Origin of the sequence: Marinimicrobium hydrolyticum, from assembly GCF_030848505.1 — a bacterium.
Taxonomy (GTDB): domain Bacteria; phylum Pseudomonadota; class Gammaproteobacteria; order Pseudomonadales; family Cellvibrionaceae; genus JAVDDU01.
Genome location: NZ_JAVDDU010000011.1, coordinates 40,145 through 55,940, shown reverse-complemented (window position 1 = coordinate 55,940; position 15,796 = coordinate 40,145). Strand labels below are relative to the sequence as shown.

At 57.0% G+C, this 15,796-nt stretch carries 17 protein-coding genes; 4 read left to right on the top strand and 13 right to left on the bottom strand.

Annotated features, from left to right (window positions below; genetic code table 11):
* Positions 1-11: 11 nt before the first annotated feature.
* The 4 genes from RBH33_RS15655 to RBH33_RS15640 all read right to left on the bottom strand — a co-directional run bounded on the left by RBH33_RS15655 (position 12) and on the right by RBH33_RS15640 (position 3,873).
* On the bottom strand, positions 12-1,304 hold the full coding sequence (locus RBH33_RS15655; protein ID WP_306733161.1) for an NAD(P)/FAD-dependent oxidoreductase: 1,293 nt from the start codon (positions 1,302-1,304) through the stop codon (positions 12-14).
* A 107-nt stretch (positions 1,305-1,411) separates the two neighbouring features.
* Positions 1,412-2,404 carry a Gfo/Idh/MocA family protein gene (locus RBH33_RS15650; protein WP_306733160.1) on the bottom strand — a complete coding sequence of 331 codons (993 nt, stop codon included), beginning with the start codon at positions 2,402-2,404 and terminating at the stop codon, positions 1,412-1,414.
* Between the two features lie 199 nt (positions 2,405-2,603).
* Complete coding sequence (locus RBH33_RS15645) at positions 2,604-3,323, bottom strand: OmpA family protein (protein ID WP_306733159.1); 720 nt, start codon at positions 3,321-3,323, stop codon at positions 2,604-2,606.
* Positions 3,324-3,549: 226 nt separating this feature from the next.
* A complete protein-coding gene (locus RBH33_RS15640; protein WP_306733158.1) occupies positions 3,550-3,873 on the bottom strand; it encodes a YebG family protein in 324 nt (107 codons plus the stop codon).
* A gap of 229 nt (positions 3,874-4,102) precedes the next feature.
* On the opposite strand from RBH33_RS15640, the gene RBH33_RS15635 reads away from it, so the two are divergent.
* From RBH33_RS15635 to RBH33_RS15620, 4 genes are all read left to right on the top strand, one after another.
* Complete coding sequence (locus RBH33_RS15635; protein WP_306733157.1) at positions 4,103-5,197, top strand: Gfo/Idh/MocA family protein; 1,095 nt, start codon at positions 4,103-4,105, stop codon at positions 5,195-5,197.
* 7 nt (positions 5,198-5,204) lie between these two features.
* Positions 5,205-6,296 (top strand): DegT/DnrJ/EryC1/StrS family aminotransferase, encoded by a 1,092-nt coding sequence (locus tag RBH33_RS15630; protein ID WP_306733156.1) that lies wholly within the window; start codon positions 5,205-5,207, stop codon positions 6,294-6,296.
* A 97-nt stretch (positions 6,297-6,393) separates the two neighbouring features.
* Positions 6,394-7,593, top strand: a complete 1,200-nt coding sequence (locus RBH33_RS15625; RefSeq protein ID WP_306733155.1) for a hypothetical protein — start codon at positions 6,394-6,396, stop codon at positions 7,591-7,593.
* Complete coding sequence (locus RBH33_RS15620; protein ID WP_306733154.1) at positions 7,590-8,075, top strand: thioredoxin domain-containing protein; 486 nt, start codon at positions 7,590-7,592, stop codon at positions 8,073-8,075. The genes RBH33_RS15625 and RBH33_RS15620 overlap by 4 nt, the downstream gene beginning before the upstream one ends.
* A gap of 19 nt (positions 8,076-8,094) precedes the next feature.
* On the opposite strand, the gene RBH33_RS15615 is transcribed toward RBH33_RS15620, so the two are convergent.
* The 9 genes from RBH33_RS15615 to RBH33_RS15575 all read right to left on the bottom strand — a co-directional run bounded on the left by RBH33_RS15615 (position 8,095) and on the right by RBH33_RS15575 (position 15,639).
* Complete coding sequence (locus tag RBH33_RS15615; RefSeq protein WP_306733153.1) at positions 8,095-8,682, bottom strand: porin family protein; 588 nt, start codon at positions 8,680-8,682, stop codon at positions 8,095-8,097.
* Between the two features lie 113 nt (positions 8,683-8,795).
* Complete coding sequence (locus tag RBH33_RS15610; protein WP_306733152.1) at positions 8,796-10,442, bottom strand: complex I subunit 5 family protein; 1,647 nt, start codon at positions 10,440-10,442, stop codon at positions 8,796-8,798.
* Positions 10,439-11,956: a complex I subunit 5 family protein gene (locus RBH33_RS15605; protein WP_306733151.1), complete on the bottom strand. Its 1,518-nt coding sequence runs from the start codon at positions 11,954-11,956 to the stop codon at positions 10,439-10,441. The genes RBH33_RS15610 and RBH33_RS15605 overlap by 4 nt, the downstream gene beginning before the upstream one ends.
* Positions 11,953-13,386, bottom strand: coding sequence for a complex I subunit 5 family protein (locus RBH33_RS15600; RefSeq protein ID WP_306733150.1), 1,434 nt, complete (start codon positions 13,384-13,386; stop codon positions 11,953-11,955). Before RBH33_RS15600 ends, RBH33_RS15605 begins: the two co-directional genes overlap by 4 nt.
* Complete coding sequence (locus tag RBH33_RS15595; protein WP_306733149.1) at positions 13,383-13,682, bottom strand: NADH-quinone oxidoreductase subunit K; 300 nt, start codon at positions 13,680-13,682, stop codon at positions 13,383-13,385. The genes RBH33_RS15600 and RBH33_RS15595 overlap by 4 nt, the downstream gene beginning before the upstream one ends.
* Entirely contained in the window at positions 13,679-14,590 is a 912-nt protein-coding gene (locus RBH33_RS15590) for a hydrogenase subunit MbhD domain-containing protein (protein ID WP_306733148.1), read from the bottom strand. The genes RBH33_RS15595 and RBH33_RS15590 overlap by 4 nt, the downstream gene beginning before the upstream one ends.
* The gene (gene mnhG / locus RBH33_RS15585) at positions 14,577-14,894 is read right to left on the bottom strand and encodes a monovalent cation/H(+) antiporter subunit G (RefSeq protein ID WP_306733147.1); all 318 of its coding nucleotides are present in this window, start codon (positions 14,892-14,894) and stop codon (positions 14,577-14,579) included. Before mnhG ends, RBH33_RS15590 begins: the two co-directional genes overlap by 14 nt.
* Positions 14,891-15,154: an MrpF/PhaF family protein gene (locus RBH33_RS15580; protein ID WP_306733146.1), complete on the bottom strand. Its 264-nt coding sequence runs from the start codon at positions 15,152-15,154 to the stop codon at positions 14,891-14,893. The genes mnhG and RBH33_RS15580 overlap by 4 nt, the downstream gene beginning before the upstream one ends.
* A complete protein-coding gene (locus RBH33_RS15575; RefSeq protein ID WP_306733145.1) occupies positions 15,151-15,639 on the bottom strand; it encodes a Na+/H+ antiporter subunit E in 489 nt (162 codons plus the stop codon). Before RBH33_RS15575 ends, RBH33_RS15580 begins: the two co-directional genes overlap by 4 nt.
* Positions 15,640-15,796: the final 157 nt, after the last annotated feature.

The following is a 15,796-nucleotide window of genomic DNA, read 5'->3' as shown; positions in this document are numbered from 1 at the left end:
TAAACGGCTGATCAGTGCAGTTTAAGCCTGGGCCTAAGCCAACGATTGATTCGTCCGGCAAGCATCATCAGGCCGGTTTTAGCCAAACCGTGTACCGCGATCTGGTGCATGCGGTAGAGGGAAATATAGACCACACGCGCAATTCGGCCCTCGATGAACAGGCTTCCTCCGGTGAGATTTCCCATTAGGCTACCTACCGTGGAATAGTTGGCCAGCGACACAAGCGAACCGTGATCTCGATAGACATAGCTGTGCATAGGCTTATTGTCTAGTAACGCGTTCAGATTGCGATAGCAGGTACTTGCCATTTGGTGAGCTGATTGCGCTCGGGGTGGTACTTTTGTCCCGTTTGGCTGTGTAAAGGAGGCGCAGTCTCCGATGGCAAATATCGCTGGATCTTTGGTGGTCTGCAGAAACTCATTCACCGTTAGCTGATTGATGCGATTGGTTTCCAGGCCGGCGATATTCGCCATGAAATCCGGCACTTTGATTCCGGCGGCCCATACCATCAAGTCGGCGGGAATCGTTTCGCCGGTGCTGGTATGCAATCCGAGCGCGTCTGCGGAAGTAACGGCGGTACTCAGCTTCACTTCCACGCCGATTTGGGTGAGCTCTTGGGTGGCTGCGGCTGAGATCCGCTCGGGTAAGGCGGGTAGGATGCGCGGTCCCGCCTCCAGTAATGTGACCTTTAAGTGTTCGTTGGTTACGGCATCAAAACCGTAGTTATGGAATTCTGCCACCGCATGATGCAACTCGGCGGACAACTCCACCCCCGTCGCGCCACCTCCAACAATCGCAATGCGTACACAGTCCGGTTCGTCGGGGATACGCTGGATGCGCAAAAATCGATGGAGCAATTTATTGCGAAAGCGGTGTGCCTGGGCAGGACTATCCAAAAATATACAGTGCTGTGCTACACCGGGCGTGCCAAAGTCGTTGGACACGGATCCAATGGCAAGAACCAGATAGTCGTAATCGATGCGCGTGGCTGGGATGTATTCCACACCGTCGCCATCCAAAACCGGGGCGAGCACCACTTGCTGTTTGTCCCGATCGATTTCGGTAAGGCTGCCGACGCGAAAATGAAAACCGTTGGCAATGGCGTGGGCTCGGTAACTGACCGCGTCCACCCCTTCATCCATAGTGCCCACAGCGATTTCGTGCAATAGAGGTTTCCACAAATGCGTGGTATCTCGATCGATAAGAATGACTTCCGCTTTTTTCTTGCGCCCTAGCTTTCGGCCCAGCTTGGTAACGAGCTCTAATCCCCCTGCGCCCCCGCCTACCACGACAATTTTCTTCACGATTCAAATCCTTCAAGCCGACGATTTTGTGCGCCGGAAGTTTCATTGCGATCAACTGATAATTATGCAAACTGCCCGACAAAATTTTATTGCTTCGGGTAAATCGATTAAGCGTTTATCTCGATCCAACGGTTTTCCCTGGAGCTGGCAAACAAAGCATCCAGTACGCGCATATTCCCCTGCGCATCCGAAAGAGGGGTGGGAACGGGTGTGTTGTCCTGAATGCTTTTGGCAAAGGCATCGGCCATCAATTGATACTGATTGCCCTCGCAGAAATTGTGACTTTGATGGGCGCCGCTCAGCTGCAGGTGTACTTTGGCGTCCTGTCCCGGCTCTGGGTTGAAGGGTTTCTCCAGCCGCATGAGTCCGGCTTCGCCATGAATTTCCGCCCACTGGGTGGGTTCGGTTTTGGTGCTGGCGGTAAAGGTGGCGATGCCCTCAGGGAACTCCAGCATGGCGGTGGCAAGACAGTCCACCTGATAACCAGGCAGCGGCCTCAGGCTGGCAATTACACGCTGCGGCTCGCAGCCGTACACCAAGCGCGCCAGTGAGATGCCGTAGCAACCAATATCCATTAAGCCACCGCCGCCGATATCCGGCAGGTTACGGATATCGTCCGCGTTGCGGTTGTTGTAGCCAAAAAACGCGTTGATAAGGCGAACCTGTCCCAGATCTTTGGCCAACCAGGGCTTAATAGAATCCCACTGGGGGTGGAAGCGATACATAAACGCTTCCATGAGTTTGAGCTCTGGCCGTTTAGCCGCGGCCGCCAACAACTGTTCCAAATCGGCGCTGTTCAATCCTATGGGTTTTTCGCACAGTACATGTTTGCCCGCTTCCAGCGCCTTGATGGACCAGGGCACGTGCAGGTGGTTGGGCAGGGGATTGTAAATGGCATCTACGGCGGGGTCGGCAAGTAGAGCTTCATAGCTGTCATGAGCTCTGGCGATTCCCAGATCGCGGGCGGCCGCTTGGGCGCTGTCGAATCTGCGGGAGGCAATTGCGACTACCTCGCCGCGTTCGGAGGACTGGATAGCGGGAATAACTTTGGTGCGGGCGATCTTGGCGGTGCTGAGTACACCCCAACGGATTTTCTGCATAGGGATTCCATCTTGAAAGCTTTGCCTGAATACAGGCCTCAACAAACCGGGCGCGCACGCCCCGGGGGAATCCCGAGTTTACACGACGCGTCCATTAACCGCAGCACTCAGGTGCGATTCAGCACGCGGCAGTGGTGTCTGTGAAACCTAGCCTGGGGGGGGGAACCCGGCGCCGCCTCCTACCGACGCCGGGGGTTGGTTAATACGCTTTTGCGAGGTTTTCAGTGACTTCGCTGGGGGTGAAGATTTCAACGGCCACATAACGGTCTTGTGCGTAGCCCTCTTCGTCGCCCTTGCGCATTCTGGATCGGCTGGCACCGTACGCTTCGCGCTGGATTCGATCGGCCGCAACGCCGGCGCGCACTAGGTAGTCTTCCACATTGCGAGTGCGATATTCCGACAACACTTGGTTGTACCCCTCGGTTCCGCGCGCGTCCGCGTAACCGAGCAGTTTGACGTGTAACTCAGGCTGATCGCGTAACGCTTTGGCTAATTGGTTGATCTGCTCCAAGTTGCGTGGGGTCAGGTCGTCTTTTCCAGAGTGAAAGTGTATGTGTAGGCGAGAGTCATTCTGGGCCAACTCCTCTACGATTGGATTGTGTGGCTGGTACACGGTTACGTTTTGGTGGGGTTGGGTTAACGGCTCCTCAATGAGGCGTCTTGCCTGCTCGGTTTGGAGCTGATTCCGTTCGCGGGTGCGCGTCCGGCTGGACTTGTTCATCTGCTGACTGACGGCAACGGCGCTGATGCTTCCAACGATCAGGCCTACTGGTCCGCCAAGGGCGGCGCCACCGGCCAAAGCCAAACTGCTGGCGCCGAATTGCTTCAAGCCGGAGTGTTTTTCTTCTGCATGGGCGGCGGGTAGGGTAATGCTGGCGCTGGCCGCCACTAGACTGCTAATAACGAGAGTTTTTTTCATCGGAGTGTTTCCTTTTGTTGAGAGAACGTCTGAGTAAGCTACGTATCGCTGGCTACAGAGTTATTAAACAAAAGGAAGTGGGCGTGCCCATGGCGGAAAAGGGGCAGGGGGAAGTTTAATTGTGGCGAAAAATGGCAGCGCTTAGTGGTTGGCCAAAAAGCCACCGCACCCATTGAGGAGAGGTGCAGTGGAAAAAACGCACGGCTGAGTGCAAAAAAAGAGAGTGCTACGAACGGGCCGCGAAGTTGGCCACTTTGCTGTCCTCCTCGGCCTGCTCCTGGTGACCGGTGTTCTTGGGCTGAGGGTCCTCAAACGGTTCCAGCAGCAGCTCCGGTTTGCCCTTGCAGGCTTTGCTCAAAATCTCGCGTCTCTTGGCCAGCAGCAGGCCAATGGCTTCGCTGTGGCCTTCGCTAAGGCCTTCAACTTCGGACTCTATAAGCTGAGTAATGTTGGCAGCCAGTTCCAGATACTTGTCGTGTTCCTCCGCCTGCTTTTTGTCTTCAAACATACTTCCGTCCCTATCACATTGCCACACGGCGATAACGGCCATAATTTTGCCCTCTTTGACCCAAAGTTGATGGTTGCTGTTTGTATATACAGTAATTCCTGGGTGGCTGCCTGTCAAGCGATAATAGGGCGCTTCCATAAAGGGCTTTTTAAAACGCGTTGAGTGAGGGCTCGTGTGCGCTGGAGGCCGCCTACAGACTGGAATCGGCGCCCCTGATCCGTTATCCTGAGCGGCTAAATTTACCCAGATTTTAGGGAATAGGGGATTAGTTATGGGGAGCACGACGGCTGCTTCAGGTTCAGAAACCGCAGCACCCATTCGAGCCGGTGTCGTTGGCCTGGGGTATTTCGGTACCTTTCACGCCGAAAAGTACGCCACTTTGCCGGGCTGCGATCTGGTTGGCGTAGTGGACCACAATTTAGAGGGCGCTGAAAAAATAGCCACGGAATACGGTGCTCATGCCTATACCGACCATGAGGATCTCATTGGCTTGGTGGACGTGGTCAGTGTGGTGACACCCGTGGGACAACATTACGCTGTGGCCAAAGATTTTTTGGAGGCAGGGGTGCACGTTCTGGTGGAGAAATCCATTACGGAAACCACGGAGCAGGCGGAGGAGCTGATTCAGCTTGCCAAGAAAAACGGCGTAACCCTGCAGGTGGGGCATGTGGAGCGTTTCAATCCCGCCTTTAGTCACCTCCCCGATGATCTACGCAATCCCACTTATATTGAAACTCATAGGCTGACCCAGTTTCGGCAGCGTGCCGCAAACGTCAGTGTCGTTTTGGACTTAATGATTCACGACATCGATTTGGTGCAATCGCTGGTGCGCTCTCCGGTACAAAGTGTTCAGGCCAAAGGCATTTCGGTCTACTCTGATGCACTGGATTTGGTGAATGCGGTTGTGCAATTTGAAAATGGCACAGTGGCAAACCTCACGGCCAGTCGCGTCAGTATGGAGCCGCAAAGAACCCTTCATCTGTTTCAGCATCAGGCCTACACGTGCCTGGACATGCAGAAAAAAACCATTGTGACGCAACGGCAAACCGAAGGCGGTGGTTTGGATGTGGACGAACTTCAGCTGGAGAACGAAGATACGTTGCGAGCCGAAGTGGCCGCTTTTCTCGAAGCCGTTAAGACGGGAGGGGAACCCGTCGTAACCGGTACTGACGGCATGTTGGCTTTAGATACCGCCATTCGTATTGCCGAAGCCATCGAAAAAGGAAAGAGCTCCAATGAGCCCTTGCCCTTGGGTGACGGCAAGCTTAAGGGCAGCGGCTATGTGGCTCACGACCACCACCCGGAAACCCGGGAGCCATTCTTTTCCCGCACATCTCTTATTGATCAATCCAAAACAACAAGGTGAACACTTAATGGTGCCTCTTTTTGATCCGCATCCGCAGCATGCGCGTGTGCGCACGGAAGTTGTCCAAGCCGTGAACGAAGTTCTCGACAGTGGGCAGTTTATTATGGGACCCAACGTACAAAATTTTGAGGACGAGGCTGCGGTTTACCACGGAGTGAAACATGCCATTGGTGTCGCCTCTGGCACTGACGCGTTGCTCCTGGCACTGTTGGCGGCGGGCGTTGGTGAGGGTGATGAGGTGATTACCTCGCCGTTTACCTTTATTGCCACGCTGGAAGCCATCTATCAGTGTGGCGCTACAGCCGTATTTGCGGATATCGATCCGGCGACCATGAATTTGGATCCGGATGCTACCGCTTCTGTAGTCACAGAGCGTACTCGTGCGGTACTGCCCGTGCACCTGTTCGGTCAGGCGGCGGACATGAAACCGTTTTTGGAACTGGGGCAAAAACACAATCTGCGAGTCATCGGCGATTGCGCCCAAGCGTTTGGGGCTCGGTACCACGGAACTTCCGTTGGCGCTTTGGGGGACGCGGGCTGCTTTAGCTTTTTCCCTACGAAAAACCTGGGCGGATACGGAGACGGTGGTTTAATTACCACCGATTCCGACGAGCTGGCGGACGCTGTGCGCGTACTGCGCAACCACGGCAGCCGCACTCGTTACTATCACGACGTAGTGGGTTACAACAGCCGCTTGGATGAAGTTCAGGCGGCCGCGCTGCGCATCAAGCTCCGTCACTTGGAAGAGTTCAATGAGTCGCGTCGCGCTGTCGCGGCCATTTACGATCAGGAGTTGTCCAAGCTCGGTATTCGGACTCCCAAGATTTTGGATGGCTGCCACCACGTGTATGGGCAATACACCATCTTGCTCAGCGAGCGGGATCGGTTACGTGACGCCCTGCAACAGCGCGACATAGGTTCAGCCATTTATTACCCGGTGCCCTTGCATCGCCAGAGCGTTTGCCGGGATACCTTTCAAGAACTGTCATTTCCAGTCTGTGAGCAGGTGGCGGAGGAGTGCTTGTCGCTACCGATGTTTCCCGGCATGACGGAGGCTCAGGCCCGCGAAGTCGTCGCCGCCGTGGCCGAAGTGCTTTAAGAACGATCCCCCCAGACCTGATTGCCAGGTCTGGGCATTTCACTTACAGTAGCTTGTCAAAGTCATTATCCGCGGGCGCGTGAAAAAGGTGGTTGCCGTGAGTCAGTTTTTCCGTGGCGGAATAAAGTTATGGTTGATCCTGCTTGGGCTAACCAGCCTTTTCGCTTGCACCTCCCACTCCCCCCCTTCCTCGCTCGCAGGCTTGGTCACTCAGGCGGAACCCGCGCAACTGGGTACCGGTGCCGCACTGGCCGCCGACGGCAACTTGCACATTGTGGTCCGAGAGGGCGAACACCTGGCTCTCTACTCGAGCCCAGATCTGGGCGCCAATTGGAACGCGCCGACGCGTATCAACGCTGAGCCGGAAGCCATCTCCGCCAATGGTGAAAACCGACCTAAAGTGGCTCTGGCCAAAGACGGCGGACTGCTGGTGAGTTGGACCCACCCTCTGGCCAAACGCTTTACTGGTGAGATTCGCCTGGCCCGCTCTGGGGACGGGCGTACGTTTAATGAACCCTTCACCGTCCACCGGGACCGGAGCGAAATCACGCACCGATTCGACTCTCTGTTGGTCACCAAGTCGGGGGACGTCTTGCTGGTGTGGATAGACAAACGCGATATGGAAATCGCTCACGCGGCCGGTGAAGAGTACAGGGGCGCGGGTATATACGCCGCCGTGTCCACAGATCATGGCCGCAGCTTTGCGCCCGAATTCAAACTGGCTGATCACGCCTGCGAGTGCTGTCGTATTGCGTTCGAAGAAGATGTGGATGGCTCAGCCCTGGTGCTTTGGCGGCATGTGTTTGAGCCCAATGAGCGCGACCACGCACTGCTTCGCTTGGATCCAGCGCAGGTCCCCGGCCCGGTTCAGCGCGCTACCTTTGACCGCTGGGCGATCGACGCCTGCCCGCATCACGGCCCCGGATTGGCTGTTGCGGATGACGGTACGCGCCACTCCGTATGGTTCAATGTTCGCGAAGGCGAACCTCAGGTTTTTTATGGCCACTTGCAAAGCGGGGAGCCCGAAGGCCAGCGGTCGGTAGGTGGTTCGCGAGCGGCTCATGCCGATGTGGCCGTACGCGGAGACCTCGTCACCTTGGTGTGGAACGAATTCGACGGTGAGCGTACTCACCTGTATACCCAAACGTCTTCCGATGGTGGTAAGACTTTTGAATCAGTACAGAGCTTAAGCAGTACCTCTGGCCGAGTGGATCAACCGCGCCTGGCCCAGCAGGGCGACAAGCTTTTGGTTGTATGGCATACAGAGCTGGCGGGCGTTGAGGTTTACTCCCTATGAAAAAATTATTTGGCTGGGTAGCGCTGAGCCTGATGGTCTTGGCGTCTGCCGCTAGCGCCGAGATTCAAACCCTGGATCGTGCCACCGCCAGCCATCTTGGTAACCCGAACAGCTACACTGTTCCCACGGTTGTGGCGTTTTGGTCTCTGGACTGCCCACATTGCAAACACTATTTACAGGAGTTGGGCGAACTGAATCGAACGCGCGAACAGGTGCAAGTCATCTCAGTGGCGGTCGAGCCGTTGCATAAGGAGCACGGTGAGGTTTTGGATGAGCTGAGAAGTGACGGGCCGAGATATGCCTACGGGGATGAGGTGCCCGCGGTTCTGGGTTATGCCCTTGATCCTGATTGGCGCGGCGAACTGCCCCGCGCGCTTTTCTTTGATGGTCGAGGCAACAAACTTACCCGCTCCGGCCGCCTGTCGATGGCGACCGTAAAGACGTTGCTTGAGCTTGATGGCGACGCTTCGGGAATTGAGTAACGTCTGTGTGGGCAGACGATTAAAACCGAAAGCCCAGAGACGCCGCAATATTACGCGCCCGGTGATCCACGGAAAAACCACCTAAAGTGACATCCATTTGGGTTGCCGTGTACTCCACCCCGATGAACAAATCTTGAGTAATATCAAGCTGTACGCCCACGCCGTAGTAAAGCCCGGTGCCGCTATCGTCAAATACGAACACTTCTCCGGGGAATTCTGAGTCGATTTCCTCAAGCTCAAAATTCCAATGCGAGGCGCCGACACGGCCCACCAACGAATATCCCGCTTGCAGTGGCAAGCTCATCTTCACTCCAGCCATCAGTGCCGAAGATTTAAACGTTTCGTCTATGCGGCCAAACTCGTCGACCCAGCGATCGTCGTAGCTGCCGTAGTTTTGATAGGACAGTTCAACGGCCACATTGGGGTTAAAAGAGTAAGCTCCCCGTAAGCCGAACGAAGTGCTATCGCCGGAGGCTCGGTCACCATCGCCAAAGTCGGTGCGTTGATTTGAGATGCCCAGCAGCACTTCGGCGGATAAGTCCTGATACGCGTGCGCCGATACCGTCAGTGAAGAGATCAGAACGCCCAAAACGAGTTGCTTTTTCATGATTACCTCCAAAAGTTCGTTGCGGCGCCACGCTGTAAGGTGACCCATTGCAGGGCATAGTAGCAAATACCGAGTGCTGCCAGCCACTAAGGTTGGTAAACACTGGCGGGCGGTTACCAGACCCAACCCAATAACAGCAGAAAGCACAGTAGCCAAGCACTGACGGCCACCGTGCCTTGCTGCCAAAACCGATTCCACTTGCGTTCTCTCTGGCGCCACTGCGTCTTATCGAGGGTAATCACCATGAGGCCTCGGGCGCGCCACTGCAGTAGACGCTTCACCCATAAGGATGCGTAAATCGCTGGGTTGGGCAGCGGTACCAGTGCGCGCGGTATTGTCCAACCCTGTCCCAAGGCTATGGCAATTAAGGCGCCCGCCACGACCAAGGGCAAGATGATCGACCAGGCGTCATACAACGTAAGGCTTGCCAGCATCGCTGTGCGCATCTCATCCCAAACCCAAGGTAAAAGCAGTGGGGCGCAACACAAAAAAGCCCAAGGGTAAGTCAGTCGCCGGGAAACTGTTGTTTGATCCCCCTGTTTTTGCTTCATCAGCCATAGCGCGCGCGCGAGTACCAATGCGGAAGCAAAAGAACCCCAAGTGATCAAGGGCAGCCAATTTCCCAGAGCCGTTTCAGTCAGACTGCCTTTCAGTAGTGTTTTTACCGCTCCGCCACTGGTTAAAGGCAAACCGGCAATGGCCAGCGCAGGGATTAGCATCAAAAACCACTGGCCGACAGATAAACGATGGCGACTCGCCAGCCCCGCACCCATAAACAGTGCGCCTTTGGCCAGGCCGTGGTGTACCGCATAGAGTGCCAACAAGGCGACCCAGAGTTCATGAGTCCCTGGATTATTCCAGGACAGGGACAGAATGATTAACAGATAACCGATTTGGCTGATCGAGGAATACGCCAAGGCCGCCTTGGCCCGAGTCTGCAATATGCCCAGCACTACGCCGTAAAAAGCACTGAAGAGGCCGATGGCAAACAACCATTGGGACCAATCCGCCAGCAGCGGATCATCCTGCGGCATAAAACGCCACAGACCTAAGATGCCGGCCTTGATCATAGCTCCAGACAGAATCGCACTGGCCGCTGCCGGAGCGGCGGGGTGCGCTTGGGGCAGCCAGATATGCAGTGGCCAAAAGCCCGCTTTTATCCCAAACCCCAACAGTAGAAGGATGGCTGTGGGGATACCTAGCGGCGCTGTTTGCCATGCCTCAAAATCCAGGGCGCCACCGGCTTCATGAATGCGCACTAGCAGGGCGGCGTAAAGAAACATTTCACCCAGCACCGCCAGCTGTACATACAGGCGTCCCGCCTGACGGGGCTCGGCTCCGCCGGTGTGTACAACCAGGCCATAGGCGCACAAGCTCATTAACGTGAACCCCACGTAAAAGCTGACACCATCCTGAGCGATAATCAGCAGCAGGTTGCCGCTAAGAGTGATTAACCAAAAAGTCCAGAAGCGCCGCCGCCGTGGGTGTGTGCGTTCACTTTGTGAGGCGTAAAGGCTGGCACAGGCCCACAGTAAGGCACTAAACCCCAAAAAGGCGCGGGTCACCAGATCGTCTCCACCCCAAGTGGCCCCTGGCCACAGCCAGGCCATGCTGTGACTGGCGGGCGGATACAAAGCCGCTAGGAAGGCGGGCACGCAGGCCAGCCATAACCAGGGCGCGACACGGTCTCGCCAGCGCCACATCAGGGGCATGGCCAGCAAGGGAGCCAGCGGGATGCCTAACCACCAAAGACCCGTCACAACCCAAACTCCCGCTGCACAATTAATTGCGCCCAGGCGAGGGGGCTAAGGTCCGTACCGGCGAGGATGCCGGCCAGCAGAGACAGGACGGCCGTGAACACAGTGGGCCACAGCAGCATCCAATGGGTTTCTCGCCGCCCGGGTATGCCGCCGCCAAGTTTGGCGTCTCCCGGCCAGGTTTCGGGTGCGCGCATAAACCAGCCCCGATACACCAGGGGTAAAAAATAGGCGGCGTTAAGTAGCCCCGCGATCACCAGAATCACAATGACCCACCCTTGGTCGACCTCCAGTGCGCCTGAGCCCAGATACCACTTGCTGATAAAGCCGGCGATGGGTGGTACGCCGATCATGCCCAAAGCGCCTACGGTGAACGCAGCCATGGTAAAAGGCATACGTTTGCCCAGGCCATTCATTTGTCGTATCCGGTGCACATGCAGTGTTTCGGCAAAATTCCCGGCGCAGAAGAACAGGGTGATTTTCATCAGCCCTTGGTGGACCAGATGCACCATGCCTCCAACAGCCGCCACCGGCCCCAACAAAGCGACGCCGAGCGTGATATAGGACACCTGGCTGACGGTTGAATAAGCCAGCCGCTTTTTAAGTTCTTGCTGCTGCAAGGCTTTGATGGAGCCGTACATAATGGTCGCGGCCGCCAACCAGAGTAATGGCTGAGTTAGCTGCAGCAGCTGCATGGGCTCCACACCGTAAACGTCATACACCACACGCATAATGCCAAAGGCGCCTGCCTTAACCACCGCCACAGCGTGCAGCAGGGCGCTGACTGGCGCTGGTGCCACCATGGCCGTCGGTAGCCAACCGTGCATCGGGATTAACGCTGCTTTCACGCCCAGCCCGGCAACCAACAGCACAAACGCCAGTATCAGGCCGGCGCGATGACTATCCACCAGGGGCGCCAGATAACCGCCGGGCACAAACTCCGGACTGCCCGTCAATGCGTGTAGCAAGGCCACGCCCATCAGTAGCAGGGTGCCCCCACCTAGTGTGTAGGCCAAATAAATCCGCCCGGCGCGCATAGCGCCCGCCGTGCCCCGGTGCACCACCAGCGGAAAAGTGGCCAGTGTCAGGAGTTCATAGAAGAGCAGAAAGGTGACCAGGTTGCCGGCCAACGCCAGGCCTACCGTTGCGCTCACACACAAGCTGAAATAGCCAAAGAAGCGGGAACGCAAGGGAGCGCCTTCCAAGTAACCGATGGCGTAAATTGTGGTGGCTAACCACAGCACCGACGACAGCGCCACAAATTGTAGGGACATGGCATCAGCGTGCAGGATCAACTCGCCGCCGGGCAAAAAGGGCAGCGCGAAGCGGAAGCTCAGGCCCTGGTTGACGCCGTAAAGCATCAGCCCGACCAGGGCGAGTTTCAAAAACACACCCGCCATGTTCAACTGCGTGCGCAGGCGATATTGATCTTCTCTCAGGGCAAAAATCAGCAGCCCGGGAATGAGCGAGGTCAGTACAATCGCTGGCGGCAGCATGGCGGCAATAGTCGGGTTCATGCACTCACCCTCGTCACGCCGGTCAACCATTCAATCAGCGGCTCGCTGACCAGTGCCATTCCCCACACCAAAAGTGCCGGCAACATCGTTAACCACTGGGCGAATCGATCCGGGCGGTAATTGGGGCCCATGGGCTCAGCTCGGTCAAACGCCAGGCTTACCACCCTAAACACGTAAACGGCGCTGGCCAAAGTTCCCAATAAAACGCCTACGGCCCAGGGCCAATGGCTCGGTTCCAGAAACAGAGGCTGAAGCAGCACCCACTTGGCGAGAAAGCCACCGCTCGGGGGAAGCCCGATCAAGCTGCCCCCGGCCACCGCAAAGGCAAACATGGCCACCGGGACGGTTTGCGTGGCGCCTTTCAATGACGTCAGGCGTCGACTTCCCAAAGTGGCTTGCATTTCACCGGCGGCCAGAAACATGGATAACTTGGCCAAGCCATGGGCGAGCACGAACAACCACAGAGCCACATGCAGCTCCGGAATTTGCCAGAACAGCAACAAGCCAAGCGCCATGAGGGCGTACCCTAACTGAGCGACAGTGGAATAAGCCACTAAGGTCTTAATGTAGGGTGTGCGCATCGCGGACCAACCACCGGAGAGCAGGGCCAGAACCCCGGCCACTGCCATCAGGAATCCCGCCTGTTGGCCAATTTCCGCAGGTGCGGCTTGACTCCAAAGCAACCACAAAATGAATAAGGGGCCTTTTACTACCAGCGCCGAGAGCAGAGCACTCACCGCTGTGGGTGCACCCGCGTGGGCGGGAGGCAACCAAAGATGCAGGGGCCAGAGGGCGGCCTTAAGCATCAGTCCCAGCGTCATCAGCATCAGGGCGGCGCTGGTGGTGTGATCCGCTTGCGTAACTTCCGCCAGCAGGCCTACATCAAGCACGCCATACTGCCCATACAGCAAGGCGACTCCAAGTAGATAGCAAAGCGAGGCCATTAAGGATAAGAGCAGGTAGCGCAATGCGGCGCGGTAAGCTTTCGGCCCTGCCAGGGCGACCAGTGCCACCGAAATCAGCCCTAACAGTTCTAGCGTGACGTACCAATTGAATAAATCACGGGACAGCCAGAGCGCAGCCAGGCTACCGTGCAGTAGGCAAGACAGTGGCCAGTAGTCGCTGTGACGAGTTTGGCTATGACGACTGCGCGCGGCATAGATGGCCACGAGGAAATGAATCAGTGCGGTAAACGCCAGTAACATCCCAGTGACCGGCGTAAGATGAAAACGTATCGCCAATGGGCTGTCCCAGCCACCCAAAAGCAATGTTTCGCTGCCCCCGTCCACCACCTGAAACAGAGCGCCAGAACCTGCACCTAGGGCAAGAGCGCTGCTCAGTATCACCAGCAACGCACTTCTTGAGCGCAACGCCAGCAACAGCAATGCAGTGGCCAGAGGCAGCAACATGCTTAGCAGCGCGAGATTCACCGAGGGGCCTCCTCTTGCTGCTTTTCACGCTGTGCCACAGCTTCCGAGCTTGCCAGGCGCAGAGCAAAAGCGGTGGCGCTCACCGCTACTACCAAGCCAGTGACGACCAGTGCCTGCAGAACCGGATCCACCGGGTCGCTGCGAATCGCCAGAGCTACCATGACGGTAAAGACACCACCACCCATAATGTTGACGGCGATAATTCGGCGCAATACATGACTTTGACGCAGCATGCCGTGCAGCCCCAGCAGCCAGAGCGTGGTTCCAACACAAAGGTAAAACAGGCTTAGACTCATTCGCGCAGCTCCTCCCGGCCGCCGGCCACGAGAAGTGCCAGAGTGGCGGCGATGGAAAGCGTAGCCGCCACCTCGATAGTGACAATCAGTGTTGTGTTCCACACCCGTGGATAAACCAACCAACCCTCTCCCAGCCAAGCGGTCGCGGCTGCCACACCTAAAAACAGGGCCACGCCCATCAGAACCAGCACCCTAATTGGCCACTGGTGCCAACTCAGTGAGGGCAATAGTCCGTTCAAACGCAAAACTACAGCCCCAGCCGCGAGCAGGGCGCCCGCCTGGAACGCCCCGCCAGGAGCCGCTGTGCCGCGCCACAATAGGTAGCCGCCAATGAGTACGGCCAGTGGCGCCAAAATTTGGCTCCACGCCAGCAGCAGCGGCCAAGGCTCGGGAGTGGCCAGGGAGGCGGGGCGCAGCTGGCGCAGCCCCAGCAGTGCGAATAGCACCACAAGAAGTTCCAGTAAGGTATCCCAGGCGCGGAAATTCAGAAGCACGGCGGTAACGGGATGGGATACGCCGCTATCCTGCAGATTCTCCTGGACCAAAGCGGGCAATGGCAGGGGGCCTTCGTCCAGTGGCCACACGGCTTTTAGTAGCAGTGCGAGCACCAAAGCAGCAAAAACCGTGGCGGGAATTTTTTGCGCCGTGAGTTTAGTGGAAGGCCTTTCGGGGCGAGCGTGGGCTAGAGCACCGAGCAGCAAAGCGCCTGTGAGCCCGGCGCCAATCGCCGCCTCCGCTAGCGCCAGATCGGGCGCTCCCAGGCGTGCCCAGGTGATGGCGAGCAATAAGCCGAAGGTGATAAACAGTACGATACTGGCGTAGGGCGTGCGAGCGTGAAGCACCGCGACGGCCAGCACGATCAGCAATAATCCCAGAGTGCCGTCCATCAGCCATTCAGGGTTGGGCACGACGCTCCTCCTTTATGCCAGCCTCTTGTTCTCTTTGATAACGGGCCAACAGTTGGCACGCGGTGGCACCGGAAGCCACAATCAGTAACCAAATGAATATCATCACGGGCACTTCTTGCCACGTTTGGGCGCGTAGACAAAGCCCTAAAACAATCAGCCCTAGGCCCAGGGTGTCCGCCTTGGTCAGGGCGTGTAGCCGACTGTAGACGTCGGGGAAGCGCAGCATCCCCACGGTGCCAGCCACAAAAAAGAAGGTGCCAACCAGCAACGGTGGCCAGCTTAGCCAGTAGAGTACTTCGTTCATCGTGGGTCCTCTTTTTGGGTGGACCTGCGTAGAAATTGCACTAGAGCAGCGGACACCACTGCGGCCAGCAGAGCCAGGACCAATGCGACATCCCGCAACGCGGGTATCGCCAGAGTCTGAGCCACAATTAAAAGCACCGCGGCGCCAGTGGTGCCAAACAGCTGGATCGCGAGCAGCCGATCCACTCGGGTGGGTCCCAACACCACCCGCCACAGTCCCGCGAGCACGGTGCACAGCAGGATGACGGCCAGTACGATCATGAGTCTTCGGTTCCCAGTAGACGAGTTAGGTGCACCTCCAAGTCCGCCACTGTGTGATGCCAGGGTTGGCTTAAATCCAGCGTATGCACGCACAGCTGGTCGCCATCGACTTGAGAGGCCAGAGTGCCGGGAAGCAGCCCTACCATGGCGGATAACAAAATACGCTCCTGCGGGTCCGTGCAGTGGAAGGAATATTTCACCCAACCTGGATTAAGGGGGCGTCGAGGGTGTAGAGCGCGGCGTGCCACATCCCAGCCGCCAGCCCACAGCTGGTAGCTAAAGAAGGTCAGAAAACCCGGTAGACGTAAAAGTTTGAAGCGTTTTGGGCGCACTCGAAGGAGTAAGGAAACTGCACAGGCGCCAAGTATCCATAACGCGCCAAAAGCCCAACCGGTACCTCCGGTGAGCAGCCACCAGATAATGGTATAGGTAAGCAGCCAGTAAAACCCATCCGTAAGCGTTTTGCTTGCCAGGACTGTATGCACGGGTACTCCATTGGCCTCGTTAGCCGTAAACAGTCTATAGATAGTAGGGTAAATAGGGCGGCCCCTCAAGTTGGACGGGGCGCCACCCCAAGCTCGCGTGTGCAGGTCTGGACCGCTAGCGGGTGGCGAGTGTTAAACGTGACCGTTGAAACCGCAC